The sequence below is a fragment of the Halomonas kalidii genome, from assembly GCF_030010475.1.
Lineage (GTDB): Bacteria > Pseudomonadota > Gammaproteobacteria > Pseudomonadales > Halomonadaceae > Halomonas > Halomonas heilongjiangensis.
Map to the genome: position 1 here is coordinate 1 of NZ_JASCQN010000036.1, position 26,299 is coordinate 26,299.

Below are 26,299 nucleotides of genomic sequence, written 5' to 3' on the forward strand. Positions count from 1 at the left end.
TGCCGAACTCAGTAGTGAAACCGCTCAGCGCCGATGGTAGTGTGGGGTCTCCCCATGCGAGAGTAGGTCATCGTCAGGCATCTATTCAGAAACCCAGCTTCGAAAGAGGCTGGGTTTCGTCGTTTAGGGGTCTCCCATGGAGAGTAGCGGAGCGCCGCCCGGGTCGTCAGGCACTTCTTCAGAAAACCCCGAGTTCGAAAGAGCTCGGGGTTTTTTCATTTCCGCTCGGTGCGTTTCGGATGTATAGCGCATCGGATACAGTGGGGTGCAGGGCGTAGTGGTCATGGCGCGTCAATTCGACTAGGCTTTTCAAGGGATTACTCCAATGTAACGACCTTGTGGACAGAGAGTGCTCAGGAGGAGACGATCATGAAGACCGATATGCTCAAGAGGCTTGGCCTGGCACTGCTGGTTGCCATGATGGCCGGCGCGCTGGTGGCGTGTGAGGATGACCCGGGGCCGGCCGAGGAAGCCGGGCAGAACATCGACGAGGCGATGGAGGATGCCGGCGAAGGCGTCGAGGAGATGGGCGAGGAGATTCAGGATTCCGCCGAAGGGTACTGACCGCAGGGCGGCAGAGATGCAGGAGGCCGGGCGACTGCCCGGCCTCCTGTCGTTCAGAGGGTAGAAGGGGGCACGCTCAGCCGTTCTGCTCGATGCCCTGTACATACCAGGGGGCATCGTCGCGCAGCTCGCGGATCAGGTGCCAGGTCTCGTTGAACTCGTTGTGCTCCCCGTTCTCGTCGAGAATGCCATGGAAGATCACCGTGGCTTCGGCGCGCTGTCCCGCCTCGCGCACGTCGCCCAGTTCGGCGAACAGACGCACGATCTCGGTGCGGTTGTTGGCCGGGTGCCTGGCCCGCTCCTCGCGCAGCAGGTTGTAGAGCTCGGGCGTCACGTATTCCTGAATGCCGGCGAAATCATTGTTGTCCCAGGCCCGTTGCAGGGTCATGAAGTGTTCCTTGGCACCGCCGAGGAAGCGCTCACGGTCGAACCACTCCGGCTCGCCGGCAAAGGCGCTGCCGCCCAGGGGGGCGCTGTCGGCCTGGAAGGCCTGGGGGTGCTCACGAGTTTCCGGCTGGCCACCGGCCATGGCCGGTCGGCGCCGGGCGAACAGCCTGAAGAGCAGGAAGGCCACGCCGGCGACCAGCAGGATATCCATCAGACGCAGCTCGTCGAAGGCGCCGCCGAAGAACAGCGCGGCAAGCAGGCCGCCGGCGAGCAGGCCGCCGAGCATGCCGGGCATGCGTGAGCCGGGGCGGACCTGGGCGGCGCGGTTGCCGGTGGCCTGGGTCTGAGTGGCCGCGGGCTGCTGCTGCACGGTGCGGGACTGGCTGCCGAAGGTCTTGCCGCCACCCAGGCGGCGCGCATCGGCGTGGTCCACGGCCAGGCCGAAGCCCAGCACGCCAACCACGAGCATGACGAGAAGGTGACGCATCAGGGGGTTCTCCATCGGGGAAGAGGATGAGAAAGGGTCGGAAGCATCCATTCTAGCGGCTATGCTGGTCAGCCACGACCACTTAAGAGAGGGGGCCGCCGATGCGCCTGACGCGAGAGAAGAGCCTGCTGTTGATCGTCGACCTGCAGGCCGCTCTGCTGCCGGTGATCGAGAATGGCGATCAGGCGGTGACGGAAGCGGCCTGGCTGGGGGGGCTGGCCGAATCGCTGGACGTCCCGGTGTGGGTCACCGAGCAGTATCCACAGGGGCTCGGTGGCAGCGAGCCACGGCTGCTGGAGGCGCTGCCGGGGCATCGCCTGTGGCAGAAGGTCCACTTCGGCGCCCATGAGGAACCGGCGTTTGCCGCGGCGCTGGCCGAGAGCGGGAAACGACAGGTGGTGCTGTGCGGCACCGAGGCACATATCTGCGTGATGCAGACCGGTCTCGGCCTGCTGGAGGCGGGCTATGAGGTCTTCTGGCTGGTGGAGGCCACGGCGAGCCGACGTGCCGCCGAGGCGCGCTTGGCCAGGGAGCGCATGGTACAGGCCGGTGCCGTGGCGGTAAGCGCCGACATGGTGGCCTACGAGTGGCTGCATCGCTGCGACGACGAACGCTTCAAGCAGGCCCATCGCCGCTTCCTCAAGGGCCGCTCCGCACGGCCCCTGCGGTTTTGAGCCGCGCTCAGCTCGCGCCTTCCTCGCGGGTGAAGACCAGGGTGTCGCCGTCCGACATGGCGTCACTGAAGCGATAGCCGGCCACATCGAATGCCTTGAGGCCATCCGGGTCGTTCAGCCGCTGTCGGATCATCCAGGCGGCCATCAGGCCGCGTGCCTTCTTGGCATAGAAGCTGATGATCTTGAACTTGCCGTTCTTCTCGTCCTTGAATACCGGGGTGATCACCCGGGCCGATAGCCGCTTGGGGTCGATCGCCTTGAAGTACTCGTTGGAGGCGAGGTTGACCAGCACCGGGCTCCCGCTGGCGGCCACGACACGGTCCAGCTCCGCGGTCAGGGTCTCTCTCCAGAAGGCATAGAGGTCTCGCCCGGCGTGGTTCTCGAGCCGGGTGCCCATCTCCAGTCGGTAGGGCTGGATCAGGTCCAGCGGACGCAGCAGGCCGTAGAGCCCGGAGAGGATGCGCAGGTGGTCCTGGGCGAAGGCGTTGTCGTCGTCGCTGAAGGTATCGGCTGCCAGCCCCACGTAGACGTCCCCCTTGAAGGCCTGGGCCGCGGCCTTGGCGTTGTCCGGGGTGAAGGGCGTGTGCCACTCGGCGTATCGGGCGGCATTGAGGCCGGCCAGCTTGTCGCTGATGCCCATGAGCTCGCTGAGTCGCTGTGGCGAGTAGTCGCGCAGGATCTCGATCAATTCACGGCTGCGATCGAGGAAGTCCGGCTGGGAATGCCGGGCCGTGGTGGCCGGCGTCTCGAAGTCCAGCGACTTGGCGGGCGAGATCACACTCAGCATGGGGGCGCTCCTGTACCTGGAAGATGGGCCTGACGGCGATGGCCCCGAGTATACCAAGTCGCCTGCCGGCAGTGAGCTATCGCCTCGATAGTCCACCGCCTTGCAAGGAGGGGCTCAGGGCGCGGGGTTGGGGAGTCGCCGGTGTACCTCCTCGATGGCGTCGAGCACGCTCTGCTCGAGCCGGAGCGACTCGCTCGTCAGGTCGTCCTCGAGTTGCTCCATGGTGGTGGCACCGACGATGTTGCTGGTCAGGAAGCTGCGGGAGTTGACGAAGGCCAGGGCCATCTGCGCCGGATCGAGGGCATGGTCACGGGCGATCTGCACGTAGGCCCGTGTCGCCTCCTCGGCCAGCGGGTTGGTGTAGCGCTGGAAGCGCTCGAAGAGGGTGAGGCGGGCGCCTTCCGGGCGGGCGCCGTCGAGGTACTTGCCCGAGAGCACGCCGAAGGCCAGTGGCGAATAGGCCAGCAGTCCCACGTTCTCGCGATGGGCGATCTCGGCGAGCCCCACCTCGAAGGTGCGGTTGAGCAGGTTGTAGGGGTTCTGGATGGAGGCCACCCGCGGCAGGCCGAGGGTCTCGGCGAGGTGCAGGGCGCGCATGACCCCCCAGGGCGTGTCGTTGGACAGGCCGATGGCGCGGACTTTGCCGGCGTCCACCAGCTCCTTGAGTGCCGAGAGCGTCTCCTCCAGAGGGGTGTTGTCCTCCTCCTCGTCATGCTCGTAGCCGAGCCGGCCGAAGAAGTTGGTACGACGGTCCGGCCAGTGCAACTGGTAGAGGTCGACGTAGTCGGTCCGCAGGCGGGAGAGGCTCTCGTCGATGGCCTGGTGCAGGTGCTCGCGGGTCAGGCGCGGTCCACCGCGCACATGCTCCAGGCCGGGGCCGGAGGCCTTGGTGGCGATGATCACGTCGTCGCGGGAACTGCGGCGCTTCAGCCAGCTGCCGATGTAGGCCTCGGTGCGTCCCTGGGTCTCTGCCTTCGGCGGTACGGGGTACATCTCGGCCGTGTCGATGAAGTTGATGCCGAAGGCCACGGCACGGTCGAGCTGCTCGTGGGCGTCGGCCTCGCTGTTCTGCTCGCCGAAGGTCATGGTACCCAGGCAGAGTCGGCTGACCTCGATGCCGGTATTGCCAAGCGGTCGCGTCTGCATCCGTCATTCCCCTTGCAAGGATAACCTGATTCTGGAATAGGCATGGTAGCGGCTGGCCGACCAAGGCAGCAAATGCCAGGGGTTGAGTCGCCGCCGAGGCGAGCGTATGCTTGCGGCCCCGTTGCCCCGGCGGAGTCCGAAGGGCAGTCGTCACAGCATGCGAATGACGCCGCGCACAGGGTAGTGGGCGATGTCGTCTTCGGCACCACAGAACCAGGGTTGCTTGCCATGCCTCAGGCATCATCACTGTTCACTCGGCTCGAGTATCGTCTGGCGGAGCAGCTGTTCCATACCCGCTGGCTGCCTCGTTCGCCGCGTACCCAGAAGTTGACCATGCATCTCTTCCAGCGCTGTGCCGATGCCGGTCACCCGGCGGCGCTGTCGCTCTACGGGCATATGCTCTTCCATCGCGGCGTCAGCCCCCAGGACAAGGCACGCGGGGCGCGTTACGTGCTCGAGGCCGCCCATGCCGGGGATGCCCGTGCCCAGTACCAGGCCGGACAGATCCATGAACATGGTTGCGCCCTCTATCCCCGCCGCGATGACCATGCCGTGACCTGGTACGCCCGTGCCGGCGAGGCCGGCCACCCCCTGGCCGCCGGCCGCCTGGCCAGGGCCTATCGCCTGGGCGAGTTCGGCCTGTCGGTGGACGCCGAGCGTGCCGAGTACTGGCAGCGGCTGGCCGATCGTCAGGTCGAGTTCGCCGGCCAACTGGACAGTGGCGAAGCCGAGACGCGACACTAGGTCATCCGAAGGCCGGAAACATGTTCCGGCCCTTCTCCGACCTGGAGCCCCATCATCGAGGACCCGCCTCCCCGTGACGCTACCGACACTGCTGGATATCGAAGCGTCCGGATTCGGGCGTGGCAGCTACCCCATCGAGGTCGGTCTGGCCCGGCCCGACGGCAGTACCTGCGCCTTCCTCGTGCAACCCCTTCCCGAGTGGAGCCACTGGGATCCCAAGGCGGAGCTGCTTCACGGGATCAGTCGCGGCCGGCTGGAGCGCGAAGGCTATCCGGTGCGCCAGGTGGCGCACTGGCTCAACGATGAACTGGCCGACCTGGGTATCGCCTACAGCGACAGCTGGGGCTACGACAACTCCTGGCTGTCCCTGCTCTTCCACCATGCCGGCACGCTGCCGGCGTTCCGCCTCGAGGCGCTGCGCATGCTGCTCAGCGAGGGACAACTGGCGGTGTGGAGCACGACCAAGGAAGCGCTGGTGCGCGAGCTGGGTATCCATCGCCACCGGGCCGGCGACGACGCCCGGCTGCTGCAGCTCACCTACCAGCGGACCCGTGAGCTCGCCGGCGACGCCTGACTCAGTCCTCGCCGCTGACCGACAGCAGCACCTTCCCGATATTGGCATCCCGCTTCATGTGTTCATGGGCCGCCTCTGCCTCGGTGATCGGCCAGGTGCGGTCGACCAGCGGTTTCAGCTCGCCGCTGACCAGGCGTGGCCAGACATGGGTCAGCAGGGCGTCGAGAATGGCGCCCTTGGCCGCCGGCGGCCTGCCGCGCAGGGTCGAGCCTATCAGCCGCTGGCGCTTCATCAGCATCCGCCCCATGTCCAGCTCCGACGTGCGGCCACCCATCAGCCCGATCAGCACCAGGCGGCCATCGGCATTGAGCACCTGCTGGTTGTCGGCGAGGTAGCTCGCGCCCACCGGGTCGAGGATCATGTCGGCGCCGCCCCAGGCCTTCACCGCCTCGACGAAGCTGCCGTCGTGGCGGTTCCAGCCGGCCTCGGCTCCCAGGGCGCGACACGCGGCGAGCTTCTCCTCGCTGCCCACGGTGACGAAGCAGGGGTGCCCGAAGGCCCGGCACAGCTGGATGGCGGCGGTGCCCACGCCGCTGGCGCCGGCGTGCAGCAACACCCGCTCCCCCGCGGCCAGGGCGCCTTCCATGAACAGGTTGAGCCAGGCGGTGGCGTAGACCTCGGGCAGTGCCGCGGCCTGGCGCAGGCAGAGGCCCTCGGGCACCGGTAGCACCTGGCGGGCATCCACCACCACCTCCTCGGCATAGCCGCCCCCGGCGAGCAGTGCGCAGACCTTGTCACCCGCGCGCAGGCGCTCGACGCCGGAGCCGGCCTCGGTCACGGTGCCGCTGACCTCGAGCCCGAGGATCGCGCTTTCCCCGGGTGGCGGGGGGTAGCGACCAGCGCGCTGCATCAGGTCGGCACGGTTGACTCCGGCCCAGGCCACGCGGAGGCGGACCTGGCCGCTCTCCAGCGGCCCCGGCCCGGTGACCTCCTGCCAGTGCAGGCGTTCTCCGTCGATGCTGATGGCATGCATGGTGCAAGCTCCTCGGGGTGGTGAACGAACACGGTGAATCAGGCGGTGGTTGCCAGTTGGGCCTCCAGGGCGTCCAGCAGCACCGCCGGTTCGGTGGCGTCGATCAGTTCGGCCCGGGTACGGCCATCGAGGAAGCCGTGCTCCACGGTGCTGTCGAGGAAGGCCAGCAGCGGCGCATAGAAGCCACCGGTATCGAGCACGCCGATCGGCTTGTCGTGCAGGCCCAGGTAGTGCCAGGTCCAGGCCTCGAAGAACTCCTCCAGGGTGCCGATGCCCCCGGGCAACACGATGAAGGCATCGGCATGGGTGGCCATGTTCGCCTTGCGCTCGTGCATGTTGCGCACCCGGATCAGCTCGCTGAGGCCATGATGGGCCTGCTCGCGCTCCACCAGGTGATCGGGCATCACGCCGATCGCCTCGCCGCCCTCGGCCATGACGGCATCGGCCAGGGCCCCCATCAGGCCGATGCGGGCCCCGCCGTAGACCAGGGTGTGGCCGCGACGGGCGAGTTCGGCGCCGAGCCGGCGGGTGGCTTCGAGGAATTGCGGGTCACGGCCGTCCCGTGAGCCCAGGTAGACGCAGAATCTCGACATGCTCTTCTCCTTGGCAAGGCCACCATCCTAGCGCCGTGGCGAGGGTCTCGAAAGCCCGTGACCTACCCGTACCCCGAAGACGCGAAGGGCGCCGTCATGGCGCCCCTCGTGGTGTGATGGCCGGTCAGCGCGAGCCGCTGGCCGCGTCGCGCTTCATGGCCTGACGCAGCAGCTTGATGCCCACGCCGGTGATCACCACCATGCTGGCGATCAGGGCGAGACTGGCAATCACATGGGTATCGACGTACATCAGGGGGCTCCTTCTCTGGGGAGTGGGTCTTGGGGTTAGGGTTCGGGGACGGCGGGGATGGTTCAGGGCAGGCAGTCGGCGACCCCGTACTCGGCGTCCAGCCACCGGCCGATGACGTTGTCGCCGCAGAGGTGGTGGGCATACTGGGTGTGCAGGCAGCGGACCTGGTCCCAGTTGCCGATGCCGCCGATGCCGCGCTCCCTGAGCACGCCATCGTAGCCCAGGCGGAAGACCTCGTCCCGCTGCGCCTCGCTCATGAAGCGCCAGCGTGCCTCGACGTAGGCGCGGTGGCTCTGGTGATAGGCGGCGAGGAAGTCGGGGTCGTCCTGCAACCGGGTCTCGAGCTGCTTGATCACCCCGGCGGCCTCGATATGCGAGAGCTCGATCTTGAGGCGCTCGGAGCTGAGCCAGTAGAGGGTCGGGAAGGGCTTGCCGTCGACGATGGGGGCCATGCGCAGCACCAGCGGGGTGCCCTCGCCATCGGTGGCCGAGACGGCGTCGATGCCCCTCGGGGGGCGGCCCAGTTGCTCGGCGATGATGGCCAGCTGGCGCTCGTCAGGAGTCTGGTCGGTGCGGATCACCATCGTCGGGGTCCCGTACAAACTTGTTCGAACGGCCGACGGCCAGGAAGAAGGCACGGGTGAGCTGTTCGGGCGCCGGTACATAGTTCCACTGCCGCTGGCAATACTCACCCGCCCGGGCCATCAACACGTCATGGAGGCGATTGAACGGCGCATCATAATCGTAAGGGTCGGCGCCGAACAAGCGGATATGCGGGTAGTCGGCGAAACGCTCCATGAAGAAGCGGATCAGGTCCGCCTCCACGGCGCGGTGCCGGGCGACGTTGTCGGGATCCAGCCAGAGGTTGTAGCGGATGGCCATGACCGGCTCCTGTGGTGAGAATGTCCCGGCCGGACCGGGGTGTATCAATGAGACAGCGCAGGGCACCATTCGGCTCGCCGGCGTTCAGGCCCTGGCGAGCGTGGCGAGGCGAGCCCCGGTGAGCAGCATCAGGTCCTGTGGTACCAGGCGGATCTCGAGCCCGCGGCGTCCGCCGCTGACATGGATCGCCCCGAAACGCTCGGCGCTGGCGTCGAGGAAGGTGGCCAGACGCTTCTTCTGCCCCAGCGGGCTGATGCCGCCCAGCACGTAGCCAGTGGCGCGTTCGGCGGCCTCGGCCTCGGCCATGACGGCCTTGCGGGCGCCGGCGGCGCGCGCCAGCGCCTTGAGGTCGAGCTGGCCGGAGACCGGGACGATGGCCACCACCAGCCGACCGTCGTCGAGGCGGGCGAGCAGGGTCTTGAACACCTCGTCGGGCGACAGGCCGAGTGCGCGAGCGGCCTCCTCACCGTAGGCGGGGGTGCGCGGGTCGTGTTCGTAGCTGGCCAGCGAGAAGGCGACCCCGGCCTTCTCCAATGCCTTCACCGCCGGTGTCATGCGTCTGCGGGCTCTTCCTGCAGGTGGGCTTGCAGCGCCTCGCGCAGCTCTCCTTCGATGGGGATGGCGCACTTGGCCTGGTGGTCGAAGTGCACCATCACCGTATGGCCCAGGTTGGTCAACCGATCGTTCTGCCGAGCCTCCTGGCTCACCGTGAACGAGCTGTTGCCGAGGCGCGAGACGTAGGTGTGGATCTCGATCTCGCTGCCGTACTGCAGCTCGGCCCGGTAATCGACCTCCATCCGCGCCATGATCAGGCGCCACTTGCGCGGGTCCAGGTCGGGGGTGAAGAGCCGAAAGAGATCGTTGCGGGCCAGCTCGAACCAGGCCGGCAGCCGGGTGTTGTTGACGTGGCCGAGGGCATCGGTGTCGTAGAAGGCGGGCTCGATGGTGCGAACGAACATCGGGGGATCCTTGTCTGGTGATCGTCGTCTGGTGCGTAGGACAGCTTTATCCCTAGCAAGCGCTCGGTCAAGTGCTCGCGGTGAGCCGCGCGGCTCGCCATGCCTGCAGGCGGGTCCAGCCGAGCAGCCACAGGGTGGCGACCAGGAAGCCGCTCAGGGTGCCGAGCACCAGCCCCAGGGTGTCGTAGGTCAGCGAGACGCACAACGCATAGGCGAGCAGCGAGCCGAGCCCGGCCGGATAGTGCTTGATCACCGTGGCCACCGGTGCGGCGCCGTGGGTCAGGTGGAGAATCACCAGGAAGGGGTACATGGTGACCGGGAAGGCCGCCATCACCCCTGCCCAGGCCGCCGGCAACACGTGGGCCAGACCGGTGATGGTGAAGATGATCGCTGCGGCGAGCAGGCCGCGCAGCACCAGGGCCGGCCAGGCGACCGTACCGCGCGCCGCCACCCGGGCATCGGGAACCCGGCGGTAGAGGCGGAGGAAGGCGACGATGGCCACCAGGGTGGTCAGGGTGCCGCCGAGCCGGGTGAACTCCACCTGGGTCAGCAGCAGGCTGGTGGCGAGGAAGGCGGCCAGCCCCCCGGCGGTGCCGGCGAGCACGCCGGGCAGGCCGTCACGGCGGCCGCATAGCAGGTAGCCGCCGCCCAGCGCGAGGGTGGCGGTGAAGCCCGCCAGGGTATGCACGGCGCTCTCGGCGGCGAAGGTCGGCGAGAGCTCCAGGCCGATGAAGAACAGCGCGATGGCGGTGCCCAGCGGGTAGCCGGCGAGCAGCCCGGCGACGCGCGGGCTGACGCGCACGGCGATGGCGCCGAGCCCCAGCACCATGCCGATGGAGACCAGCAGCTTGGCCAACTGCCAGCTCAGGGGAACATCCATAGATGGTTCCTTATCGTTCGGGGATACGCCCCGAGGCCGCCTGGCTCTATCAGACCAGGCGCAGGCCCTGCCGGTCGGTCCATGCCGCCTTGAGGGCGGCCGCCAGGGGCTCGCGCAGATGCTCGGGCAGGGCGCCTTCGGCGGCCTCGAAACCGTCGAAGTCGCGGTTGCGCAGCCAGCAGTAGGCCCAGGCGCAGGCCTCGTCGTCGCCCTCGGGCACCGGCCGCGCCGGCATCTGCACCAGCAGGAAGGTGGCGGTGCGGGCCGCCCACAGGGGAATGGCGTCGCCGGCATCGGGTTCGCTCCAGGCGACCAGGGTGGCACCGCTCGGGGTGGCCTCGGGGTCGCCGAGCTTGGCCACCCTGGCGGTCTCGGCGAGGATCAGCGCCAGGCGGTCGGTCTCGGCCTGGCCCAAACGTAGCCACTGGCCGACCAGCGCCGGCAATCCGCGGCGTACCTTGGCATAGAAGCCGCTTTGCGGCATGGTCTCGTTCATCTGATGGTTGTCCCGATTTGGCTGTCCTGACTGGGGCGTTGCGACTGGAGAGAGTACGCATGGAGTATGATTTTGCCACGCCTGTGGAGCGTCGCCACCCGCAGGGCGGCGACTGGCCGTCGCAGAAGTGGCATCACTACGGCGACGAGGTGCTGCCGCTGTGGGTCGCCGACATGGATTTCGCCTCGCCCCCGGAGGTGGTCGAGGCGCTGCGTGCCCGGGTCGACCATGGCGTCTACGGCTACGGCCTGGTGCCCGACTCGCTGCGCCACACCCTGTGTGCCTGGAGCGCCAGGCACTACGGCTGGACGATCGAGCCGGAGTGGCAGCTGTGGCTGCCCGGCGTGGTACCCGCCCTGCACCTGGCGAGCCTGGCGCTGACCGAGCCGGGCGACGGCGTGCTGACGGTGACCCCCATCTATCCGCCCTTTCTCAAGGTGGCCGAGCGCACCGGCCGGCTGCCCCAGCGGGCGGCGATGCGTGCGCCCGCCTCGCCGGGCGAGCCCTGGTGCCTCGATCTCGAGGCGCTGGAAGCCGCCATCACCCCCGAGACACGCCTGCTGCTCTGGTGCCAGCCTCACAACCCCACCGGGCGGGTCTGGACGCGGGAGGAGCTGGCCGGGCTCGCCGCGCTGGTCGCGCGCCACGACCTGCTGGTGGTTTCCGACGAACTGCACTGCGATCTGCTGCTCGACGAGGGGGCTCGCCACCGTCCGCTGGCGGCGGCCTTCCCGGAACTTGCCTCGCGCATCCTGACGCTGTGGGCGCCGTCGAAGACCTTCAACCTGGCGGGGCTCACCACCGCCTGTGCGGTGATTCCCGATGCCGGCCTGCGGCGGCGCTTTGCCGCCATGGTGCGCGGCCTGCAGCCGGACGGCAACGTCCTGGGGCTGGTGGCCGCCGAGGCGGCCTATGCCCGGGGCGACCCCTGGCGGCGGGCGCTGCTCGAGGTGCTGCGCGGCCATCGCCGGACCCTGGTGGAGCGGGTGGCGCAGTGGCCCGGCGTGGCCATGAGCCCGCCGGAATCGACCTACCTGGCCTGGCTCGACCTGCGCCGGGCGCACGGCCTGGCAGGGCATGACGGCTCGCCCAAGCAGGCGCTGCTGGAGCGGGCCGGGGTGGCGCTCTCGGAGGGGGCGGACTTCGGCTGGCCTGGCTTCGTGCGGCTCAACTTCGGTACCACCGCCTCCCAGCTGGACACGGCACTGGAGCGCCTCGACCGGGTGCTGAGGGACTGACCCCAGGACGTGCCCCGCGGTTGTTCAGTAGAGCTGTGCGAAGAGCTTGCGGCGATAGGTGACTGTCAGTGGGTGATCGGCGCCCAGGGCGTCGAAGACCCGCAGCAGGGTCTTGCGCGCGGCGTCGTCGCCGTAGGCGCGGTCGGTCTTCATCAGCGTCAGCAGTGACTCCAGGCCGACCTCGTAGTCGCCATCGGCGACCTGGCGCAGGGCGCGCTGGAAGCGTGCCTCGCTGTCGTCGCGGCCCTCGAGCGCCGCCAGCTCCGTCGCCGAGGGAGCCTCTTCGCCGAACTCGATGCTGGCACGCACCCCGCGGGCCGGGGCGGCGTCCCGCTCCTCCGGCGGCAGGTTGTCGAGCAGCGCCTTGGCATCCTCGGCCTTGCCCTCGGCCACCAGGGCGCGGGCGAGTTCCACCTGATAGGGGTAGTGCTGGGGGGCCTCCTGCACCAGTTGTTCGTAGAGCGCGCGGGCGGTGGCGGCGTCGCCGGCGGCGAGCGCCTCGGCGGCCTGTTCCTCGGGGCTCGGCGGCGCATCCTCCGGGGCCGGAAAGTAGCGGGCGAGCCATTCGCGGATCTGCTTCTCGGGCAGGGCGCCCTGGAAGTGGTCGACCAGGCCGCCCTGGCTGATCAGCTTGACGTCCGGCACCGAGCGCACGCCGAGTTGGGCGGCGATCTCCTGGTTCTCGTCGATGTTCAGCTTGGCGAGGATGAAGGTGCCCTGGTACTCACGGGCCAGCTTCTCGAGCACCGGCATCAGGTTCTTGCAGGGCTCGCACCAGGGTGCCCAGCAGTCGAGCAGCACCGGCACCTGCATGGAGAGCTCAAGCAGCTGCTGGATGTTCTCGCGGTCGACGTCGATGATCACCTCGGCATCCGGAAGGCCCGGTGCCGGAGCAGGGGTGTCGCCGGGGGCGGAGACGTCGGCGAGCGGCTCGCCGGTGCGGGGATCGACGATGGACATGGTCAGTGGCCTTGGGTCAGAGTGAATTTACTTCGGAGATGCGGGTGACGGGCCGGGACTTCAAGGGGAGCATGCCATCGATGGGACGAATCCTGTGCCTGGTGGCCGGCCTGGGGCTGGCATTGGCGCTGCTGCTGGCTGGCCCCCTGTGGATGCTGGGCACCGAGCGGAGCGATGGTGGCGGCCACTGGGCCTCGGCGAGCAGGGAGCCGGCAGGGCTGGCCCCGACGGCGCTGGAGGCTCCCGAGGCGGTGGTGCAAGTCTATGCGGCGCGCGCCTGGGGCTGGCGCGGCGCCTTCGGCGTGCACACCTGGATCGCCACGCGGGTGGCCGGCGCCGAAGCCTATCGCATGCATCACGTGATGAGCTGGCGTCGCCCGACGCTGGTCTCGCAGTCGACGGCCACGCCGGATCGTGCCTGGTACGGCAATGCCCCGGCGCTGCTGGCCGATTATCGCGGCGAGGCGGCCGCGGCGATGATCGCCGATATCGAGGCGGCCGTGGCGGCCTATCCGGCGCCGTCGAGCTATCGTGCTTGGCCTGGCCCCAACAGCAACACCTTCACCGCCTGGGTGGCCCGCGAGGTACCGGGGCTCGAGGTGGTGCTGCCGGTGACCGCGGTGGGCAAGGACTACCTGTTCGATGGTGTGCTGGCCGCGGCGCCGGGCGGGCGTGGCGCGACGGCCTCGCTGTGGGGGATGCTGGGATTGACCCTGGGACGTGACGAGGGGCTCGAGCTCAACCTGCTGGGACTGTCGCTGGGTATCGACGTGCGGCGCCCCGCGCTCAAGCTGCCGGGGGTCGGCCGGCTGGGCATGGCGCCGGTCATCAAGGGGGCGGAGGGGGGATGATAAGAGCCGAGCCCGACGAGCTACCGGAAGGTCTACCGTAGGCATGAAAAAGGCCAGAACCGGTTGGTTCTGGCCTTTCTCTTCGAAGATGGTAGCGGGGACCGGATTTGAACCGATGACCTTCGGGTTATGAGCCCGACGAGCTACCAGACTGCTCCACCCCGCATCAACGTGAGGCGCATTCTACGCTTTTTATGATGAGGGTCAAGAGGCGATTTCAAACGCTCGTCCGTGGCGCTTCTCGTGGTCCATACTGCCGGTGATTGTCATGAAGATGACAATCGGGAGAACAATACTGGCCTTGGGCCGTTCCCGGCCATGGTCAAGTCAAGCGTCATGAATATCAGGGAGGTAGTCAATGACCAACCAAGCACCCGTCGCCTGGGTCACCGGTGGTACCGGTGGTATCGGGACTGCGATCTGTCGTTCGCTGGCTGCCGAAGGCTTCACGGTGGTCGCCGGATATCACAACCCGGACAAGGCCAGAGCCTGGCTCGAGACCCAGAAGGCCGACGGCTACGAGAATATCGCGCTGTCCGGCATCGACCTCACCGATTACGATTCCTGCATGGCAGGGGTAAAGGAGATTCGCGAAACCCATGGACCCGTCAGTGTGCTGGTCAATTGTGCCGGCATCACCCGGGACGGCACCCTGAAGAAGATGACCGCCGAGCAGTGGCACGAGGTCATCGACACCAACCTCAACAGTGTCTTCAACACTTGCCGGAGCGTGATCGAGGACATGCTGGAGGTGGGCTACGGCCGCATCGTCAACATCTCCTCGATCAATGGCCGGAAGGGGCAGTTCGGCCAGGTCAACTACGCCGCCGCCAAGGCGGGCATGCACGGCCTGACCATGTCGCTGGCGCAGGAGACCGCCACCAAGGGGATCACCGTGAACACGGTGTCACCCGGTTACATCGCCACCGACATGATCATGAAGATCCCCGAGAAGGTGCGTGAAGCGATCCGCGAGACCATCCCGGTCAAGCGTTACGGGACTCCCGAGGAGATCGGTCGCCTGGTCGCCTTCCTCGCCGACCGGGAAGCCGGCTTCATCACCGGTGCCAACATCGACATCAACGGTGGCCAGTTCATGGGCTGATCGCCCGATCGCCGAGCCCGCCCCCGGCGATCCCGGCGGCGGGCAGCGTGGACTAGCAGAAAGCGCGAGGCCGCCGCCTCGCGCTTTCGCGTTCATGGCCTCGGCCGGGAGGCTCAGGGCGGGGGCAGGCGGGCCAGGTTCTCCAGCATGTGGTCGAATTCACCGACCTCCCGGGCCCAGAGGGCCGGTGGAACCGGTCCGGTGGCCAGCAGTTCGCGCAGCACGCCGTGGAGTTCCTCTGCCCGGGACGGTTCCCGCCCCAGGTTCTCGTTGAGGCGCTCGACCTGGATCGCCAGGCGCAGCGGGTCGTCGCGGTGGCTGACCCGGCCGACCGCGAGCAGCGAGAGATGCACCCGAAGGCGGGCGAGTTGCTCCTCGATTTCCGCCGGATCGCCGGGGTGGCGGCGTGCGGCATTGCGCCGGGCGTGGGCCAGGCGCATGTCCTCGGGCAGGGTCACCTCCGCCGGCGGCTCGACGTCGTGGCATCCCGACCCGGCCAGGCCGGCGGCATCGGCCTCCAGGTGGCGCGCCAGCAGCGGCTGGACGTCACGCCAGCGGTTCACCTCCTCGACCACCGCCAGGCGAGCCAGGCGCTCTCGGCGCGCCCGGATGATGCCCGACCAGCGCCGGCGCATGCCTTCGGTGCGGCGGCCGGAGGGCAGGGGCTCCAGGGCGGCTGCTTCCTGGATGGCACGCTCCAGCGCCTGGGCGTCACGGCTGTCGGCCGGGTGCCAGGCGTCGAGGCGGTCGATCAGTGCCTGCATCGCGTCCAGGCGCTCCCGGGCGTGTTGGGCGCGGTCGTCCCGTTCGGCCTCGCGGCTGGCGAAGATGCCGTCACACAGGCCGCGGAACTCTCGCCACAGCGCCTGCTCCTCGCCACGTGGGGCACGGCCCAACTCTCGCCATCGCCGCTGCAGCGCCTTGGCCTGCTCGGCACGGCGAGTGGCGGGCTGATCGCCCTCGAGCAGGGCCCGGGCCTGTGCGATCAGTTGACGCTTGGCCTCGGCGACCTCTTCGGCCCGGCGATCGATCAGTGCCTGCAACTCGTGACGGATGCGGGCGAAGCGGCGTCCGATGGCCTCGGCGTGGTCACGCGGGACGGGGGAGCTGAGGCGCCACTGCTCCCGCGCCTTGTCACGGATCTCGCGCAGCGCGTCCGGGTCGGCCTCGCTGGCGGGTTGGGCGAGCAGCGATTCGAGCTGCTCGCAGAGGGCCTCGCGGGCTGCCAGGTTGCGGGCCCGCTCGGCGTCCAGGCGCTTGCGCCAGGGGGCCAGGCGCTCATGGATGCGGTCCGAGGCGGCGCGAAAGCTGGCGGCTTGCTGGCGGTTGGCGGCGGCGTCACCCAGAGACTTCCACTCCTTGACCAGTTGACGGTGGCGGCGGTCGAGTTCGGCGTCGGCCAGCGAGGCGTCCTCGGCCAGGGCATCGATGGCCTGGCACAGCTGGTCGCGCTTGGGACCGGCGACGAAGCCCCGCCAGTCACGCAGCTCGGCCAGCCGGGCGGCGAGCCGCTTGAGGGTCGCCAGTTGGGGCCGAATGCGTGCCTCGGGCAGGTGGTCGGCCTGTTGGCGCAGGCGCTGATGGAGACGACTGGCACCCTTGAAGGCGCCGCTCTCGAGCAGGCGCTCGAGCTGGGCCAGGTCATCGGCGAAGCGGGCCAGGCGGCTCTCCAGGTCGTCATCGGTGGCCTCGGCGGCGAGCCGCTGGCGAGCCCGCTGCAGCAGCGGGGCGGGGGCCAGGTCGTCGGGCCAGCCGCTGGCGTCGATCAGGGCGGCCAGGCGTTCATTGTCGCCATCGGTCAGGGCCTGGCCGATGGCCGCGGCCCGCTCCTCGAGCCTGACCCAGGCCTGGGCGATGCGCTCGTAGCCGGCCAGCGCCGTGTCGTAACGGCGGCGCAGACCCTCGTCGGCCAGATGCTGGTCGGAGAGGGTCTGCCAGCGGTTGGCCAGCAGCTGCTTCTGGGCGCGCAGGCTGGCGATATCCTGTTCGGTGAGACGCTCGCTGCGGGTGAGGGCGTCGAGGCTCTCCTCCAGCGCTTCCACCAGGGCCTCGCGGTTCTGGTCGGCATCCTCGCGACGCTGGTGGTCGGCTGCCCGGGAGAGCTGCCGGGCCTCGTGGTCGCCGATCACCTTGCGACAACGCAGGCAGGCGTCCTGGTAGCGCTGTTCCTGGCTGGCGTCGGGCAGCTCTTCCAGCGCGCTCCATTCGCGTGCAAGGTGTCGAAAACGGCCGGCATAGAGCGGTTCCCAGGCGGCCTGGGCATGCCGCTCCAGCGTCTCGAGCAGTGCCTCGCGGCGTTCACGGGCGGCGGCCAGCGAGGCGGTGTCGGCCCGCAGCCGGTTGAGGCGCTCCCGCGCCTGGCGCATCACCTGGCGGTCGCGCCGGGACGACTGGACCAGCCTGGCCAGGCCGGCCTCGCTGGTGACCCGGGCCGCGGCGGCGTGGCGCACGGCGGCGATGCCGTTGTCGCAGGCCTGGCGGATCAGGGCTTCCTCGCCCTCGAGGCGGCCCAGGGCAGCCAGGCGCAGCTGCTGGTTGTCGCCCTGCAGGGCGATCTCGGCCAGCAGGTCGGGGGCAGCGAGGCGCTCGGTCAGGGCGATGCGGGCCGCCAGCTCGAGCTCGCCCTGGCGGCCCGTCAGCAGGGCGACGAGATGGGCATGCAGCTCGGCAGAGGCACCCTCGTCGAGCAGGGCCAGCAGGCGTTCGGGGTCGTCGAGACGCGCCAGGGCGGCGCGGCGGACCCCGGGGTCGGCATCCCCGGCCAGCCGTTCGAGGGCCTGGCGCTGTTCGGGGCGCGCTGGGTCGAGGCGGGCAGCCGCCTGGCGGCGGACCCCGGGGTCGGGGTGTTGCCAGCGAGGAGAAAAGAGGCGACGAAGGAGTCCAGACATTGACCATCCTGACGTGGAAGCGCCGGCAGGGGCAGGCGCGCAATCTTGTTGTTGACGCCGGTGGCGGCGCGTGGCCGCAGGCATGGACGTATCTAAGCATGCGTCGCGCCTGCGGAAAAGCCCGCCGCGGAGGCCGGGTGTGGCCGACTGGAGACACTGACAACCGGTGGTCGCTGAGCTTATGATCAGTTGCAGGGGCCGAGTCACTCGCTTAGCTTTGACCAGGTACCCCGACCATCACCCGACGTGGAGTCCGGCAATGAGTCTCAAAGTGGACAGGGACAGCATGGCATTCACCTTCAAGGGCGGCATGTTGCCGATGACGGTCATGGAGTTGGCCAGCGCCGACCCCGAACGCATCCGTGAACAGCTCGCCGGCAAGCTCAGCCAGTCTCCGGCTTTCTTCCAGCATACCCCGGTGGTACTCAACGTCGAGAAGCTCGACGAGCCGCACCTGGCACTGGAACGCATCTGCGCGGTCTGCCGGGCCCACAAGCTGCTGCCTGTGGCGGTACGCGGCGGTCCCGATCCGGTCAAGCAGTCGGCCTGGGCGCTGGGGCTGGGCTGGTTCCCGCCCCAGGAGGCGAGTCGGCCCCGTTCGCTGGAGAGCGTGTCACCCGACGAGCCGACGCCTGCCGAACCGGAGGCGGGGCAGGAGACGCCCCCGGCGGGGGGCAGCAGTGGCCGTATCTACCGTGGCACGGTACGCTCCGGCCAGCAGGTGACGGCACCGGAGGGCGACCTGGTGGTGATCGGGGCCGTCAATGCCGGTGCCGAGGTGCTCGCCGCCGGCAGCGTGCATGTCTACGGTGCCCTGCGCGGCCGCGCCCTGGCGGGTATCCACGGCGACCTCCAGGCCGGCATCTTCTGTCGCGAGCTGCACGCCGAGCTGCTCTCGGTGGCCGGCAACTACAAGCGGCTCGAGGACATCGATCCTCGCCTGCTGGGCACGTCCGTCCAGGTGCGCCTGACCGACAACCAGCTGGGCATCACGACGCTGGCCTGAGCCCGCTCCGCGGCGTCTGGCCGGCGACGTATCGCCGTCTCTTATCTCCTTATTCCACCATGACTGACAGGAAGCGTAACTTGGCCAAGATCATCGTTGTGACCTCCGGCAAGGGGGGGGTCGGCAAGACAACAAGTGCGGCAGCCATTGCCACTGGCCTGGCGCTGCGAGGCAACAAGACCGTGGTCATCGACTTCGACGTGGGGCTGCGCAACCTCGACCTGATCATGGGGTGCGAGCGGCGTGTGGTCTACGACCTGGTCAACGTCATCCAGGGCGAGGCGGGGCTCAACCAGGCGTTGATCCGCGACAAGCGGGTCGACAACCTGCATATCCTGCCGGCCTCCCAGACCCGCGACAAGGATGCCCTGACCCAGGACGGGGTCGAGAAGGTGCTCGATACCCTGGGCAAGGACTTCGACTACATCCTCTGCGACTCCCCGGCGGGCATCGAGCGCGGCGCCCAGCTGGCGATGTACTTCGCCGACGAGGCGGTCGTGGTGACCAACCCGGAGGTCTCCTCGGTGCGCGATTCCGACCGCATCCTGGGGCTGTTGTCGTCCAAGACCCGTCGCGCTGAACGCGGCGAGGACCCGATCCGCGAGCACCTGCTGATCACCCGTTACAACCCGTCGCGGGTCGACCTGGGGGACATGCTCAACCTAGAGGACATCCGCGAGATCCTGGCCATCGACCTGCTCGGCTTGATCCCCGAGTCCGAGGCGGTGCTGCGAGCCTCGAACCAGGGGGTGCCGGTCACCCACGATGCCGACAGTGACGCCGGCCAGGCCTATACCGATACCGTGGCCCGCCTGCTCGGCGAGGAGGTCCCGCTGCGCTTCCACGAGTACCAGAAGAAGAGCCTGTTGAGCCGTATGTTCGGAGGAGGTCGCCGGTGAAGTTGCTCGAGTTCCTGAAGAGAGAACGCAAGAAGTCCGCGTCGGTCGCCAAGGAGCGGTTGCAGATCATCGTCGCTCACCAGCGCAGCCAGCGCGGGCAGCCGGACTACATGCCGATGCTGGAGAAGGAACTGCTGGAAGTGATCCGTCGCTATGTCCAGGTCGATGACGATGCCATCAACATCAGTCTCGACAGCGAGGACAACTGCTCGGTGCTGGAGCTGAACGTCACCCTGCCCCGGGCCTGATCATCGAGCCGGCTGAGAGGCGTGCGAGGCTGTGCTAGGCTGTTCCCTTCATGCCTGCACCGTTTGGAGAGACCTCGCCCATGGCGCCGCCTCATGCCGCTCCGCTGACCTTCCTGTGGCACGACTACGAGACCTTCGGTGCCGACCCGCGCCGGGATCGCCCCTCCCAGTTCGCAGCGATCCGCACCGATGCCGAGTTCAACGAGATCGGCGAGCCGGTGGAGTGGTTCTGCAAGCCGGCCGATGACTTCCTGCCCCATCCTCAGGCCTGCCTGATCACCGGTATCACGCCCCAGCAGGCCAGTCGTCGTGGCTTGCCCGAGGCCGAGTTCGCCGGACGGATCCAGGCGCTGCTGAGCGAGCCGGGTACCTGTGCCCTGGGCTACAACAGCCTGCGCTTCGATGACGAGGTGAGTCGCCACCTCTTCTACCGCAACCTGCTCGACCCCTATGCCCGGGAGTGGCAGAACGGCAACTCCCGCTGGGACCTGATCGATGTGGTGCGGGCCTTTCACGCCCTGCGCCCGGCTGGCATCGAGTGGCCGCGGCGCGACGACGGCACCCCCAGCTTCAAGCTGGAGGCACTTACCGCCGCCAACGGCATCGAGCACGCCGGCGCCCACGATGCCCTGGCCGACGTACGTGCCACCATCGCCCTGGCGCGGCTGCTGAGATCCCGCAACCCCAAGCTCTTCGACTTCCTGCTGGGGCTGCGCGGCAAGCGCCAGGTGGCCAGGCTGCTCGACGTGCCGGGCCGCAAGCCGGTGCTGCACATCTCGCGCCGCTACCCGGCGAGCCGCGCCTGCAGTGCCCTGGTGATGCCGCTGGCCGAGCACCCGAGCAACCCCAATGGGGTGGTCGTCTATGATCTCTCGATGGACCCCTCCCCGCTGTTCGACCTCAGCGCCGAACAGATCCGCCAGCGGGTCTTCGTCAGCAACGACGACCTGGCCGAGGGGACCGAGCGCATCCCGCTCAAGGTGATCCATATCAACAAGTGCCCGGTGCTCTTCCCGGCCAGCGCCCTGAAGGACGTGGAAGGGCCCAGCAAGGGCGACTACGGCGAGATCGTGGCACGCCTGGGCCTGGACCTGGCCGCCTGCCGCGAGCACTGGAAGCTCCTGTCTGCCCAGCCCGAGGTCGCCGCCCGGGTCGCCGAGGTGTTCTCCGCGCCCCCCCCGGAAGGCCCCCGGGATCCCGACCTGATGCTCTATGCCGGCGGCTTCTTCTCGCCCTCGGATCGCCAGCAGATGCAGCGGGTTCGCGAGACCGACCCCTGGGATCTGGTCGGGGCGCGTTTCGCCTTCCAGGACCCGCGTCTCGAGGAGATGCTGTTCCGCTACCGGGCGCGCAGCTATCCGGAAACCCTCGAGAGCGAGGAGCAGGTCCAGTGGGAGGCCTTCCGCTGGGCGCGGATGAACGACCCGGCCCTCTCGAGCCTGACGCTGAAGGATTTCGCCCGGGAGATCGAGCGGCTCAACCGGGAGGCGTTGAGTGACCGGGACCGGCAGATTCTCGAGGAACTGGTGATGCATGTGGAGGCGATCATGCCGCCCCAGGCCTTCGATGCATGATCATAGGGCTCGGGGCTGATCTCTCATTCCCTCACTGTTATCAGTCAGTCGTCGGCTTCGGGCAGGGGCGCCAGGTGCTGGGTCAACTCGGCCACGTCGCTGGGTTCGTCGCCCGGGTCGAAGGTGACGTTGGCCACGGCGGCCTCGCGCAGCCGCGACCAGGACTCGCGCAGGTCGCGGGCGCTGACCGACAGCGCCCGCTCGGCGAGCCGCTCGCGGCGATCGAACCCGGTGTCGCCGAAGGACATCGCCTGCCACAGCCGGTTGGCACGCTCCGAGAGGCTGGTATCGCGCCGCAACAGGCCGTCGTGTACGGCCCGGCGATAGGGCGCCAGCTCGTCGTCGTCGAGGTCGGTGAGCCGCTCCGCGAAGTCGTCGAGGAAGGCATCGATGCGGGCCTGGATCATCTCGCTTTCGGTGTCCGGTGACTGCACCAGCAGGCCGAGGCCCGGCGCATCCATCAGCGGCGAGTAGCCGGCGCTGACCACATAACCGAGCTGCTCCTCGGTGCGCAGCCGCTGGTAGAAGGGCGTCTCGATCAACTGACCGAGCACGGCCAGACGTGCCTGGCTCTCCAGCGACCGATCCGGCCCCTGCAGGTAGCGCAGCACCAGCGACTCCTGGCGAGTGGTGACCGGCACCAGCGGTGGCAGGCTGGAGTCGGCGCGCAGCGGCACCAGGTCGGGAATCTGTTCCTCGGTCAGGCGGGGCGAGAGGGCGTCGGCCACCAGGCGGGCCTCGCGGGTCGCCAGCTCGACATCCAGGTTGCCCACCGCCATGGCCTCGAGACGCAGCTCGGCGAGGAAGGCCTCGCGGTAGCCGCGCAGGTCGTCGACCTCGAGTTCCCGACTCGCCTCGAGCAGGGCGTCGGTGGGCCACTGGGGGCGCACCAGGGCCTCGGCGAGGGTGCGATGGCCCTGGCGGTGCAGGGCGGCCTGGGGGGCGTTGCGCCATTCGCGCTGCAGGCGGTAACGCACGCGCTCGAAGGTCGCGGGTTCGATCTCGCCACTCTGTAGCTGTTCCAGCACGCGGTGCATCAACTGGTCCTGGCGGTCGCGCCAGCCGGAGAACGACAGGGTGATGCCGCGGGCATGGGCATAGGCCTCGAAGTGCTGGCCGGCGAGGCGGGCCGGGTAGAAGGCCTCGTTGAGGCTGTCGTCGAGCCAGCCCGCCAGTACCCGGGCCAGGGCGGCCTCACGAGGGGTCGCCGAGGCCTGTGGATGCTGCAGGCTGAAGCGCCACTCCACCTTGGGCGTGTCGAAGGTGGCGTCACTCATGTGCCAGAGCGTGAACCCCGGCTCGTCGATCACCTGGCTGGGCTTGTCGTGCTGCTCCTCGAGCAGCGTCACGTCCTCGGCGATATAGGGGTTGGGTTCGGGGAGTGCCAGGCCGGCCAGGGGGCGGGCCTCGGTCGGCTCGTCGTCGAGCTCGCGCCAGGGGGTCTCGAACCAGGGCGAGCCCCGTTCACCCTCCACGTCCGGGGCGCTGTAGAGGCGAATCAGCCGGTCGGGGCGCAGGGCGTCGAGATAGCGCTCGGTCCGCTCGCGGTCGAAGCCGTCCATGCGATAGGGCGCGTACTGCACGTCCTCCACCGGGAAGCGGGTCAGGTTCATGGCCAGCCGCATGGCGCCGTTGAGCGGCGAGCCGTGCTGCTGGAAGCGGAACTGCTGCTCGGCCAGCCGGGCCTGCTCGTCGTAGCGCCAGGCCTCGAGGCCCGAGTCGCGGATCTGATCGATGGCGGCGAACAGGGTCGCCTCGATCTCGTCGAGCCGCTCGGCCCCGGCCGGGGTCAGGCTGATGCCCACGCTGAACAGGGCGTGCTGGCCGTCGCCGGGGGCGACGCCGGCGGACAGACCGTCCGCCCAGCCCGCCTCGCGCAGCACGGCGAGCAGGCTGCCGTCGCCCTCGTGGCCGAGCAGGTGAGCCAGCAGGTCGGCGGGCTTGTGACGGTACTCCTGAACCGGGTCCGGCACCGGGAACAGGAAGCGCAGCTGACGGCTGTCGCGCACCGACTGCACCTCGACGCGTCGCGGCAGGCTGTCTGCCGTCACCAGCGGCTCTTCGATCACCGGGCGTGACAGGCCGCGGTCGGGGATCTCGGCGAAGCGCTCGGTCACCAGTGCCTCCAGCTCGTCCAGGGGCCGCGGGGCGATCAGTGCCAGGTGCATCACGTTGGCGTCGTAGTGGCGGGCATAGAAATCGATCACCCGCTCGCGCAGGGACGGCTCGCCCTCTGGGGGACTGGCCAGGGTGTCGCGGCTGCCCACGGCGAAGCCGGTGGTGGGATTCTCCGGGTTGAGCAACTGATTGAGCACGTCGTTCTCGCGGCGGCTATCGTCCCGGATGCGCGCCATGTACTCGGAGTGGACGATATTGCGCTCGCTCTCGAGCTGGTCGGCGTTGAACAGCGGCGCGACGAAGAAGCGGCTGAAGCGGTCCAGGGCGCCGGGCAGCGCCTCGGGCTCGATGTCGAAGAAGTAGTTGGTGTCCAGCGGGGCGGTGAAGGCGTTGTGGCTGCCGCCATGGCGCGAGATATAACCCTGGTAGGCGTCCGGCTCCGGGAAGGTGTCGGTCCCCAGGAACAGCATGTGCTCGAGGAAATGGGCCAGGCCGGCCAGGTCTGCCGGGTCCTGGGCGCTGCCGACGCCGACGTTCATCGAGGCGGCGGCCTTGTCGGCCTCGGGGTCGCTGACCAGCAGGGCGGTGAGACCGTTCTCCAGGGTCAGCACGCGATACTGCCGTGCATCGTGGGGGCTGGTCAGGGGCGTGGTGACCTCGGCGACGGCCTCCTGCTCGGGGGCTGCTTCACGCGCCACGGCCGAGGTGAAGGGCAGGGCGAGCAGCAGGGCGACGGCGAGGACCAGCGGGCGTGCTGGCCGACGGCAATCGACAATGGCGCTGAGGGCGGCGATGGGCATCGTCTCTCCTTATCGGGGGTTCCGGCACAGCATGGGGCCGGTGGGGTAGGCGCAGGCCGGGTCCTGGTGCGCGGGATCATTGACACGTCTTGATACCGGAAAGGCGCCCAACAGTTCCATCGGGGCGGTGGCCAGCAGCGACCGCGCTTCGTCGGGAGGCGTCCGAGGATCGAGCCAGCGGTGGCTGTCGGCTGGCGCGATCACCCCCGGCAGGCGGTCGGTGAGGGGGCCGAGCAGGGCATTGGCCGGTACCGTGATCAGCGCGAGGGAATCCGTGTGCTCGGCCAGGCTGGTATGGAAGCGGCACCAGAGTCCCGCCAGCAGCAGAGGCCCCCGGTCGACCCGGGTCACCAGGAAGGGTTGCTTGAAGCGCGCCTGGGTGCGCCAGACGTAGACGCCGCTGACCGGGACCAGGCAGCGTCGGGCCCGGAAGGCCTCGCGGAACATGGGGCGCGCCTCCAGCGATTCCGCCCGGGCGCAGTGGGGGGCACGGTCCAGCACCTCGAGCCAGGGCGGTGTCAGGCCCCAGAACAGCCGGGAGAGGCACGGCCGGTCGGCCTCCAGGCGGATCGCCGAGAGCGGCCGTCTCGGCGCCAGGTTGGGGCTGGTCACCAGGGGGGAGTCGACCCCCAGGCCGGGCAGCAGGCGCTCGAGATCGAGGGAGGCGATGTGCAGTCGGCCGGCCATGGGCGCTCCGCGGTCAATGGGGCAACAGGGTACCCAAGTCGAACGGACGAGAAAAGCGCCGAATCGGTGGCGATCCCGCCCCGGGCTTGCGTTTGCCCGCGGGATGGATAAGCTGTCGAAAACAGTGTTCGATCTGCGCTATCCTAGGAGGGAAAGCCGAGTACCGCCCGCCACCGTCTTGCGAGGAAACCGATGGCCCGTCCCAGACAGCATGCGCCCGAGGCGCTACATGCCCAGGTCATGGCGGCATGTGATGCCTGGCTGCAGGAGCATCCTGCGCACACGCTGTCGCTGCGTGCCCTGGCGCGTGAGGTCGGTTGCGCCCCCAGTACCCTGCTCAAGCTCTACGGCAGCTTCGGCAACCTGCTCCAGCACGTCAACATCGAGACCCTGGCGCAGTTGCGCGCCGTGATCGAGCCGCTGACCGAGAGCGCTGCCCCGGAACAGCGCCTCAGGGCCCTGGCCAGGGCCTACTGGCAGTTCGCCCAACGCGACGCCTACCGCTGGCAGTTGCTGTTCGACTATCCGCTGGCCCAGGAGGGCGAGCTCGACCAGCGCCAGAGCGACATGATCGAGGCGCTGTTCCTGCGCGTCGAGGCCACCCTCAGGGAGTACCAGCCGGCGCTGGACGACCTGGAGGCGCGCCGGCTGGGCCGCACGCTATGGGGCAGCGTCCATGGCCTGGTACAGCTCGGTCTCAACGAGCGCCTCGGTTACTGGCAGGGGCAGCAGCTGGAGGTCGGCGAGCTGCTCGATCAACTGCTCCACACCACCCTGGCCGGCCTGAAGTACAGATCCGACGTGACGTGACGATCCTGTTGTGGCTGTTGGTCGGCGGTGCCCTGCTGGCGGGGAGCTGGTGGCTGGTCCGGAAGCCGCGACCGCTCATCCGGCGGCTGGTCTTCCTGACGGTCTTCCTGCTCTATCGCCTGCGACTGCGTGGCCAAGGGCATATTCCCCCCCGCGGCCCCGCGCTGGTGGTCTGCAACCATGTCAGCTTCATGGACGCCATGGTGATCGGTGGCGCCTGCCCGCGGCCGCTGCGTTTCCTGATGGACAAGCCGATCTACGACTCGCCCTGGCTCAACTGGCTGTTCCGCCTGGTGGGCGCGATTCCGGTGGAGTCGGAGCGGCGCGATCCGGGCAATATCCGCCGGGCCCTGGAGGAGGTCAGCAGGGCGCTGGCCGAGGGCGAGGTGGTGATGCTGTTCCCCGAGGGGCGCCTGTCCCCGAACGGCGAGGTGCAGCCCTTCCGGCGCGGCCTGGAGCTGATCCTGGCCCGGGATCCGGTGCCGGTGATTCCCGCCGGGCTGTCCGGCTTGTGGGGCTCCTGGACCTCGCATCACGGTGGCCGTGCCCTGAGCAAGCCGCCACGGCGGTTCCGGGCCCGGGTGGCGCTCTACTTCGGTGAACCCCTGGCGCCCCACGAGGCCAGCCGTCCCCGGGTCGAGGCGAGGGTGCGCACCCTCAAGGCGCAGGCCGACCAGTGGGCCGAGCGCCGGTCGCGGGAAGTCGTCTCGCGACGCTGA

Annotated in this window: 29 protein-coding genes, 1 tRNA gene and 1 rRNA gene; 14 read left to right on the forward strand and 17 right to left on the reverse strand. The window is 68.9% G+C overall.

Going from position 1 to position 26,299, the window contains the following annotated elements; translation table 11 throughout:
• Window positions 1–79 (forward strand): 5S ribosomal RNA (gene rrf, locus QLQ85_RS22915); the annotation flags it as partial.
• Window positions 80–369: 290 nt separating this feature from the next.
• A complete protein-coding gene (locus QLQ85_RS10270) occupies window positions 370–564 on the forward strand; it encodes a hypothetical protein (RefSeq protein ID WP_282738908.1) in 195 nt (64 codons plus the stop codon).
• A gap of 76 nt (window positions 565–640) precedes the next feature.
• Here the strand turns inward: QLQ85_RS10270 and QLQ85_RS10275 are convergent, their stop codons facing one another.
• A complete protein-coding gene (locus tag QLQ85_RS10275; protein WP_282738909.1) occupies window positions 641–1,438 on the reverse strand; it encodes a Tim44 domain-containing protein in 798 nt (265 codons plus the stop codon).
• Between the two features lie 101 nt (window positions 1,439–1,539).
• On the opposite strand from QLQ85_RS10275, the gene QLQ85_RS10280 reads away from it, so the two are divergent.
• On the forward strand, window positions 1,540–2,112 hold the full coding sequence (locus tag QLQ85_RS10280; RefSeq protein ID WP_282738910.1) for an isochorismatase family protein: 573 nt from the start codon (window positions 1,540–1,542) through the stop codon (window positions 2,110–2,112).
• A gap of 7 nt (window positions 2,113–2,119) precedes the next feature.
• Here QLQ85_RS10280 and yaaA read toward each other — a convergent pair whose 3' ends face one another.
• Together yaaA and QLQ85_RS10290 are read right to left on the reverse strand one after the other, a co-directional pair.
• Window positions 2,120–2,899 carry a peroxide stress protein YaaA gene (gene yaaA / locus QLQ85_RS10285; protein WP_282738911.1) on the reverse strand — a complete coding sequence of 260 codons (780 nt, stop codon included), beginning with the start codon at window positions 2,897–2,899 and terminating at the stop codon, window positions 2,120–2,122.
• Between the two features lie 114 nt (window positions 2,900–3,013).
• Window positions 3,014–4,045 carry an NADP(H)-dependent aldo-keto reductase gene (locus QLQ85_RS10290; protein ID WP_282738912.1) on the reverse strand — a complete coding sequence of 344 codons (1,032 nt, stop codon included), beginning with the start codon at window positions 4,043–4,045 and terminating at the stop codon, window positions 3,014–3,016.
• A 228-nt stretch (window positions 4,046–4,273) separates the two neighbouring features.
• Here QLQ85_RS10290 and QLQ85_RS10295 point away from each other — a divergent pair, with 228 nt between their 5' ends.
• Both QLQ85_RS10295 and QLQ85_RS10300 read left to right on the forward strand, forming a co-directional pair.
• Complete coding sequence (locus tag QLQ85_RS10295; protein ID WP_282738913.1) at window positions 4,274–4,789, forward strand: tetratricopeptide repeat protein; 516 nt, start codon at window positions 4,274–4,276, stop codon at window positions 4,787–4,789.
• Between the two features lie 73 nt (window positions 4,790–4,862).
• Window positions 4,863–5,363, forward strand: a complete 501-nt coding sequence (locus QLQ85_RS10300; protein WP_282719752.1) for a hypothetical protein — start codon at window positions 4,863–4,865, stop codon at window positions 5,361–5,363.
• 1 nt (window position 5,364) lies between these two features.
• On the opposite strand, the gene QLQ85_RS10305 is transcribed toward QLQ85_RS10300, so the two are convergent.
• The 9 genes from QLQ85_RS10305 to QLQ85_RS10345 all read right to left on the reverse strand — a co-directional run bounded on the left by QLQ85_RS10305 (window position 5,365) and on the right by QLQ85_RS10345 (window position 10,384).
• Complete coding sequence (locus QLQ85_RS10305) at window positions 5,365–6,336, reverse strand: NAD(P)H-quinone oxidoreductase (RefSeq protein WP_282738914.1); 972 nt, start codon at window positions 6,334–6,336, stop codon at window positions 5,365–5,367.
• Between the two features lie 38 nt (window positions 6,337–6,374).
• Entirely contained in the window at window positions 6,375–6,929 is a 555-nt protein-coding gene (locus tag QLQ85_RS10310; protein WP_282738915.1) for an LOG family protein, read from the reverse strand.
• 124 nt (window positions 6,930–7,053) lie between these two features.
• A complete protein-coding gene (locus QLQ85_RS10315; protein WP_258364096.1) occupies window positions 7,054–7,179 on the reverse strand; it encodes a hypothetical protein in 126 nt (41 codons plus the stop codon).
• Window positions 7,180–7,241: 62 nt separating this feature from the next.
• Window positions 7,242–7,763, reverse strand: a complete 522-nt coding sequence (locus QLQ85_RS10320) for a DUF501 domain-containing protein (RefSeq protein ID WP_282738916.1) — start codon at window positions 7,761–7,763, stop codon at window positions 7,242–7,244.
• On the reverse strand, window positions 7,735–8,061 hold the full coding sequence (locus QLQ85_RS10325) for a hypothetical protein (RefSeq protein WP_282738917.1): 327 nt from the start codon (window positions 8,059–8,061) through the stop codon (window positions 7,735–7,737). The genes QLQ85_RS10320 and QLQ85_RS10325 overlap by 29 nt, the downstream gene beginning before the upstream one ends.
• An 84-nt stretch (window positions 8,062–8,145) precedes the next feature.
• Window positions 8,146–8,616, reverse strand: a complete 471-nt coding sequence (gene ybaK / locus QLQ85_RS10330; RefSeq protein ID WP_282738918.1) for a Cys-tRNA(Pro) deacylase — start codon at window positions 8,614–8,616, stop codon at window positions 8,146–8,148.
• Window positions 8,613–9,020, reverse strand: a complete 408-nt coding sequence (locus QLQ85_RS10335) for an acyl-CoA thioesterase (RefSeq protein WP_282738919.1) — start codon at window positions 9,018–9,020, stop codon at window positions 8,613–8,615. Before QLQ85_RS10335 ends, ybaK begins: the two co-directional genes overlap by 4 nt.
• A gap of 67 nt (window positions 9,021–9,087) precedes the next feature.
• Window positions 9,088–9,900, reverse strand: coding sequence for a hypothetical protein (locus QLQ85_RS10340; protein WP_282738920.1), 813 nt, complete (start codon window positions 9,898–9,900; stop codon window positions 9,088–9,090).
• Window positions 9,901–9,949: 49 nt separating this feature from the next.
• Entirely contained in the window at window positions 9,950–10,384 is a 435-nt protein-coding gene (locus QLQ85_RS10345; protein WP_282738949.1) for a hypothetical protein, read from the reverse strand.
• A gap of 71 nt (window positions 10,385–10,455) precedes the next feature.
• Here QLQ85_RS10345 and QLQ85_RS10350 point away from each other — a divergent pair, with 71 nt between their 5' ends.
• Window positions 10,456–11,634 (forward strand): MalY/PatB family protein, encoded by a 1,179-nt coding sequence (locus QLQ85_RS10350; RefSeq protein ID WP_282738921.1) that lies wholly within the window; start codon window positions 10,456–10,458, stop codon window positions 11,632–11,634.
• Window positions 11,635–11,658: 24 nt separating this feature from the next.
• Here QLQ85_RS10350 and QLQ85_RS10355 read toward each other — a convergent pair whose 3' ends face one another.
• Window positions 11,659–12,594, reverse strand: coding sequence for a tetratricopeptide repeat protein (locus QLQ85_RS10355; RefSeq protein WP_282738922.1), 936 nt, complete (start codon window positions 12,592–12,594; stop codon window positions 11,659–11,661).
• A gap of 80 nt (window positions 12,595–12,674) precedes the next feature.
• Between QLQ85_RS10355 and QLQ85_RS10360 the strand changes: the two genes are divergently transcribed.
• Window positions 12,675–13,445, forward strand: coding sequence for a DUF3750 domain-containing protein (locus QLQ85_RS10360; RefSeq protein ID WP_282738923.1), 771 nt, complete (start codon window positions 12,675–12,677; stop codon window positions 13,443–13,445).
• Between the two features lie 89 nt (window positions 13,446–13,534).
• On the opposite strand, the gene QLQ85_RS10365 is transcribed toward QLQ85_RS10360, so the two are convergent.
• Window positions 13,535–13,611 (reverse strand) — tRNA-Met (locus tag QLQ85_RS10365).
• 192 nt (window positions 13,612–13,803) lie between these two features.
• Here QLQ85_RS10365 and phbB point away from each other — a divergent pair.
• Window positions 13,804–14,550 (forward strand): acetoacetyl-CoA reductase, encoded by a 747-nt coding sequence (phbB, locus tag QLQ85_RS10370; RefSeq protein WP_282738924.1) that lies wholly within the window; start codon window positions 13,804–13,806, stop codon window positions 14,548–14,550.
• A 113-nt stretch (window positions 14,551–14,663) separates the two neighbouring features.
• Here the strand turns inward: phbB and QLQ85_RS10375 are convergent, their stop codons facing one another.
• Complete coding sequence (locus QLQ85_RS10375; protein ID WP_282738925.1) at window positions 14,664–17,438, reverse strand: DUF349 domain-containing protein; 2,775 nt, start codon at window positions 17,436–17,438, stop codon at window positions 14,664–14,666.
• Between the two features lie 259 nt (window positions 17,439–17,697).
• On the opposite strand from QLQ85_RS10375, the gene minC reads away from it, so the two are divergent.
• The 4 genes from minC to sbcB all read left to right on the forward strand — a co-directional run bounded on the left by minC (window position 17,698) and on the right by sbcB (window position 21,165).
• Window positions 17,698–18,444, forward strand: coding sequence for a septum site-determining protein MinC (gene minC, locus QLQ85_RS10380; protein WP_282719770.1), 747 nt, complete (start codon window positions 17,698–17,700; stop codon window positions 18,442–18,444).
• Between the two features lie 80 nt (window positions 18,445–18,524).
• Window positions 18,525–19,343 (forward strand): septum site-determining protein MinD, encoded by an 819-nt coding sequence (minD, locus tag QLQ85_RS10385; protein ID WP_282719772.1) that lies wholly within the window; start codon window positions 18,525–18,527, stop codon window positions 19,341–19,343.
• The gene (gene minE / locus QLQ85_RS10390) at window positions 19,340–19,591 is read left to right on the forward strand and encodes a cell division topological specificity factor MinE (RefSeq protein ID WP_102588074.1); all 252 of its coding nucleotides are present in this window, start codon (window positions 19,340–19,342) and stop codon (window positions 19,589–19,591) included. The genes minD and minE overlap by 4 nt, the downstream gene beginning before the upstream one ends.
• 80 nt (window positions 19,592–19,671) lie before the next feature.
• On the forward strand, window positions 19,672–21,165 hold the full coding sequence (sbcB, locus tag QLQ85_RS10395; RefSeq protein ID WP_282738926.1) for an exodeoxyribonuclease I: 1,494 nt from the start codon (window positions 19,672–19,674) through the stop codon (window positions 21,163–21,165).
• A 44-nt stretch (window positions 21,166–21,209) separates the two neighbouring features.
• Here the strand turns inward: sbcB and QLQ85_RS10400 are convergent, their stop codons facing one another.
• Window positions 21,210–24,083: an insulinase family protein gene (locus tag QLQ85_RS10400; protein ID WP_282738927.1), complete on the reverse strand. Its 2,874-nt coding sequence runs from the start codon at window positions 24,081–24,083 to the stop codon at window positions 21,210–21,212.
• Window positions 24,084–24,092: 9 nt separating this feature from the next.
• Window positions 24,093–24,770, reverse strand: a complete 678-nt coding sequence (locus QLQ85_RS10405; protein WP_282738928.1) for an SOS response-associated peptidase — start codon at window positions 24,768–24,770, stop codon at window positions 24,093–24,095.
• 192 nt (window positions 24,771–24,962) lie between these two features.
• Between QLQ85_RS10405 and QLQ85_RS10410 the strand changes: the two genes are divergently transcribed.
• Both QLQ85_RS10410 and QLQ85_RS10415 read left to right on the forward strand, forming a co-directional pair.
• On the forward strand, window positions 24,963–25,580 hold the full coding sequence (locus QLQ85_RS10410; RefSeq protein WP_282719778.1) for a TetR/AcrR family transcriptional regulator: 618 nt from the start codon (window positions 24,963–24,965) through the stop codon (window positions 25,578–25,580).
• Between the two features lie 2 nt (window positions 25,581–25,582).
• Window positions 25,583–26,299 (forward strand): 1-acyl-sn-glycerol-3-phosphate acyltransferase, encoded by a 717-nt coding sequence (locus QLQ85_RS10415; protein WP_407650377.1) that lies wholly within the window; start codon window positions 25,583–25,585, stop codon window positions 26,297–26,299.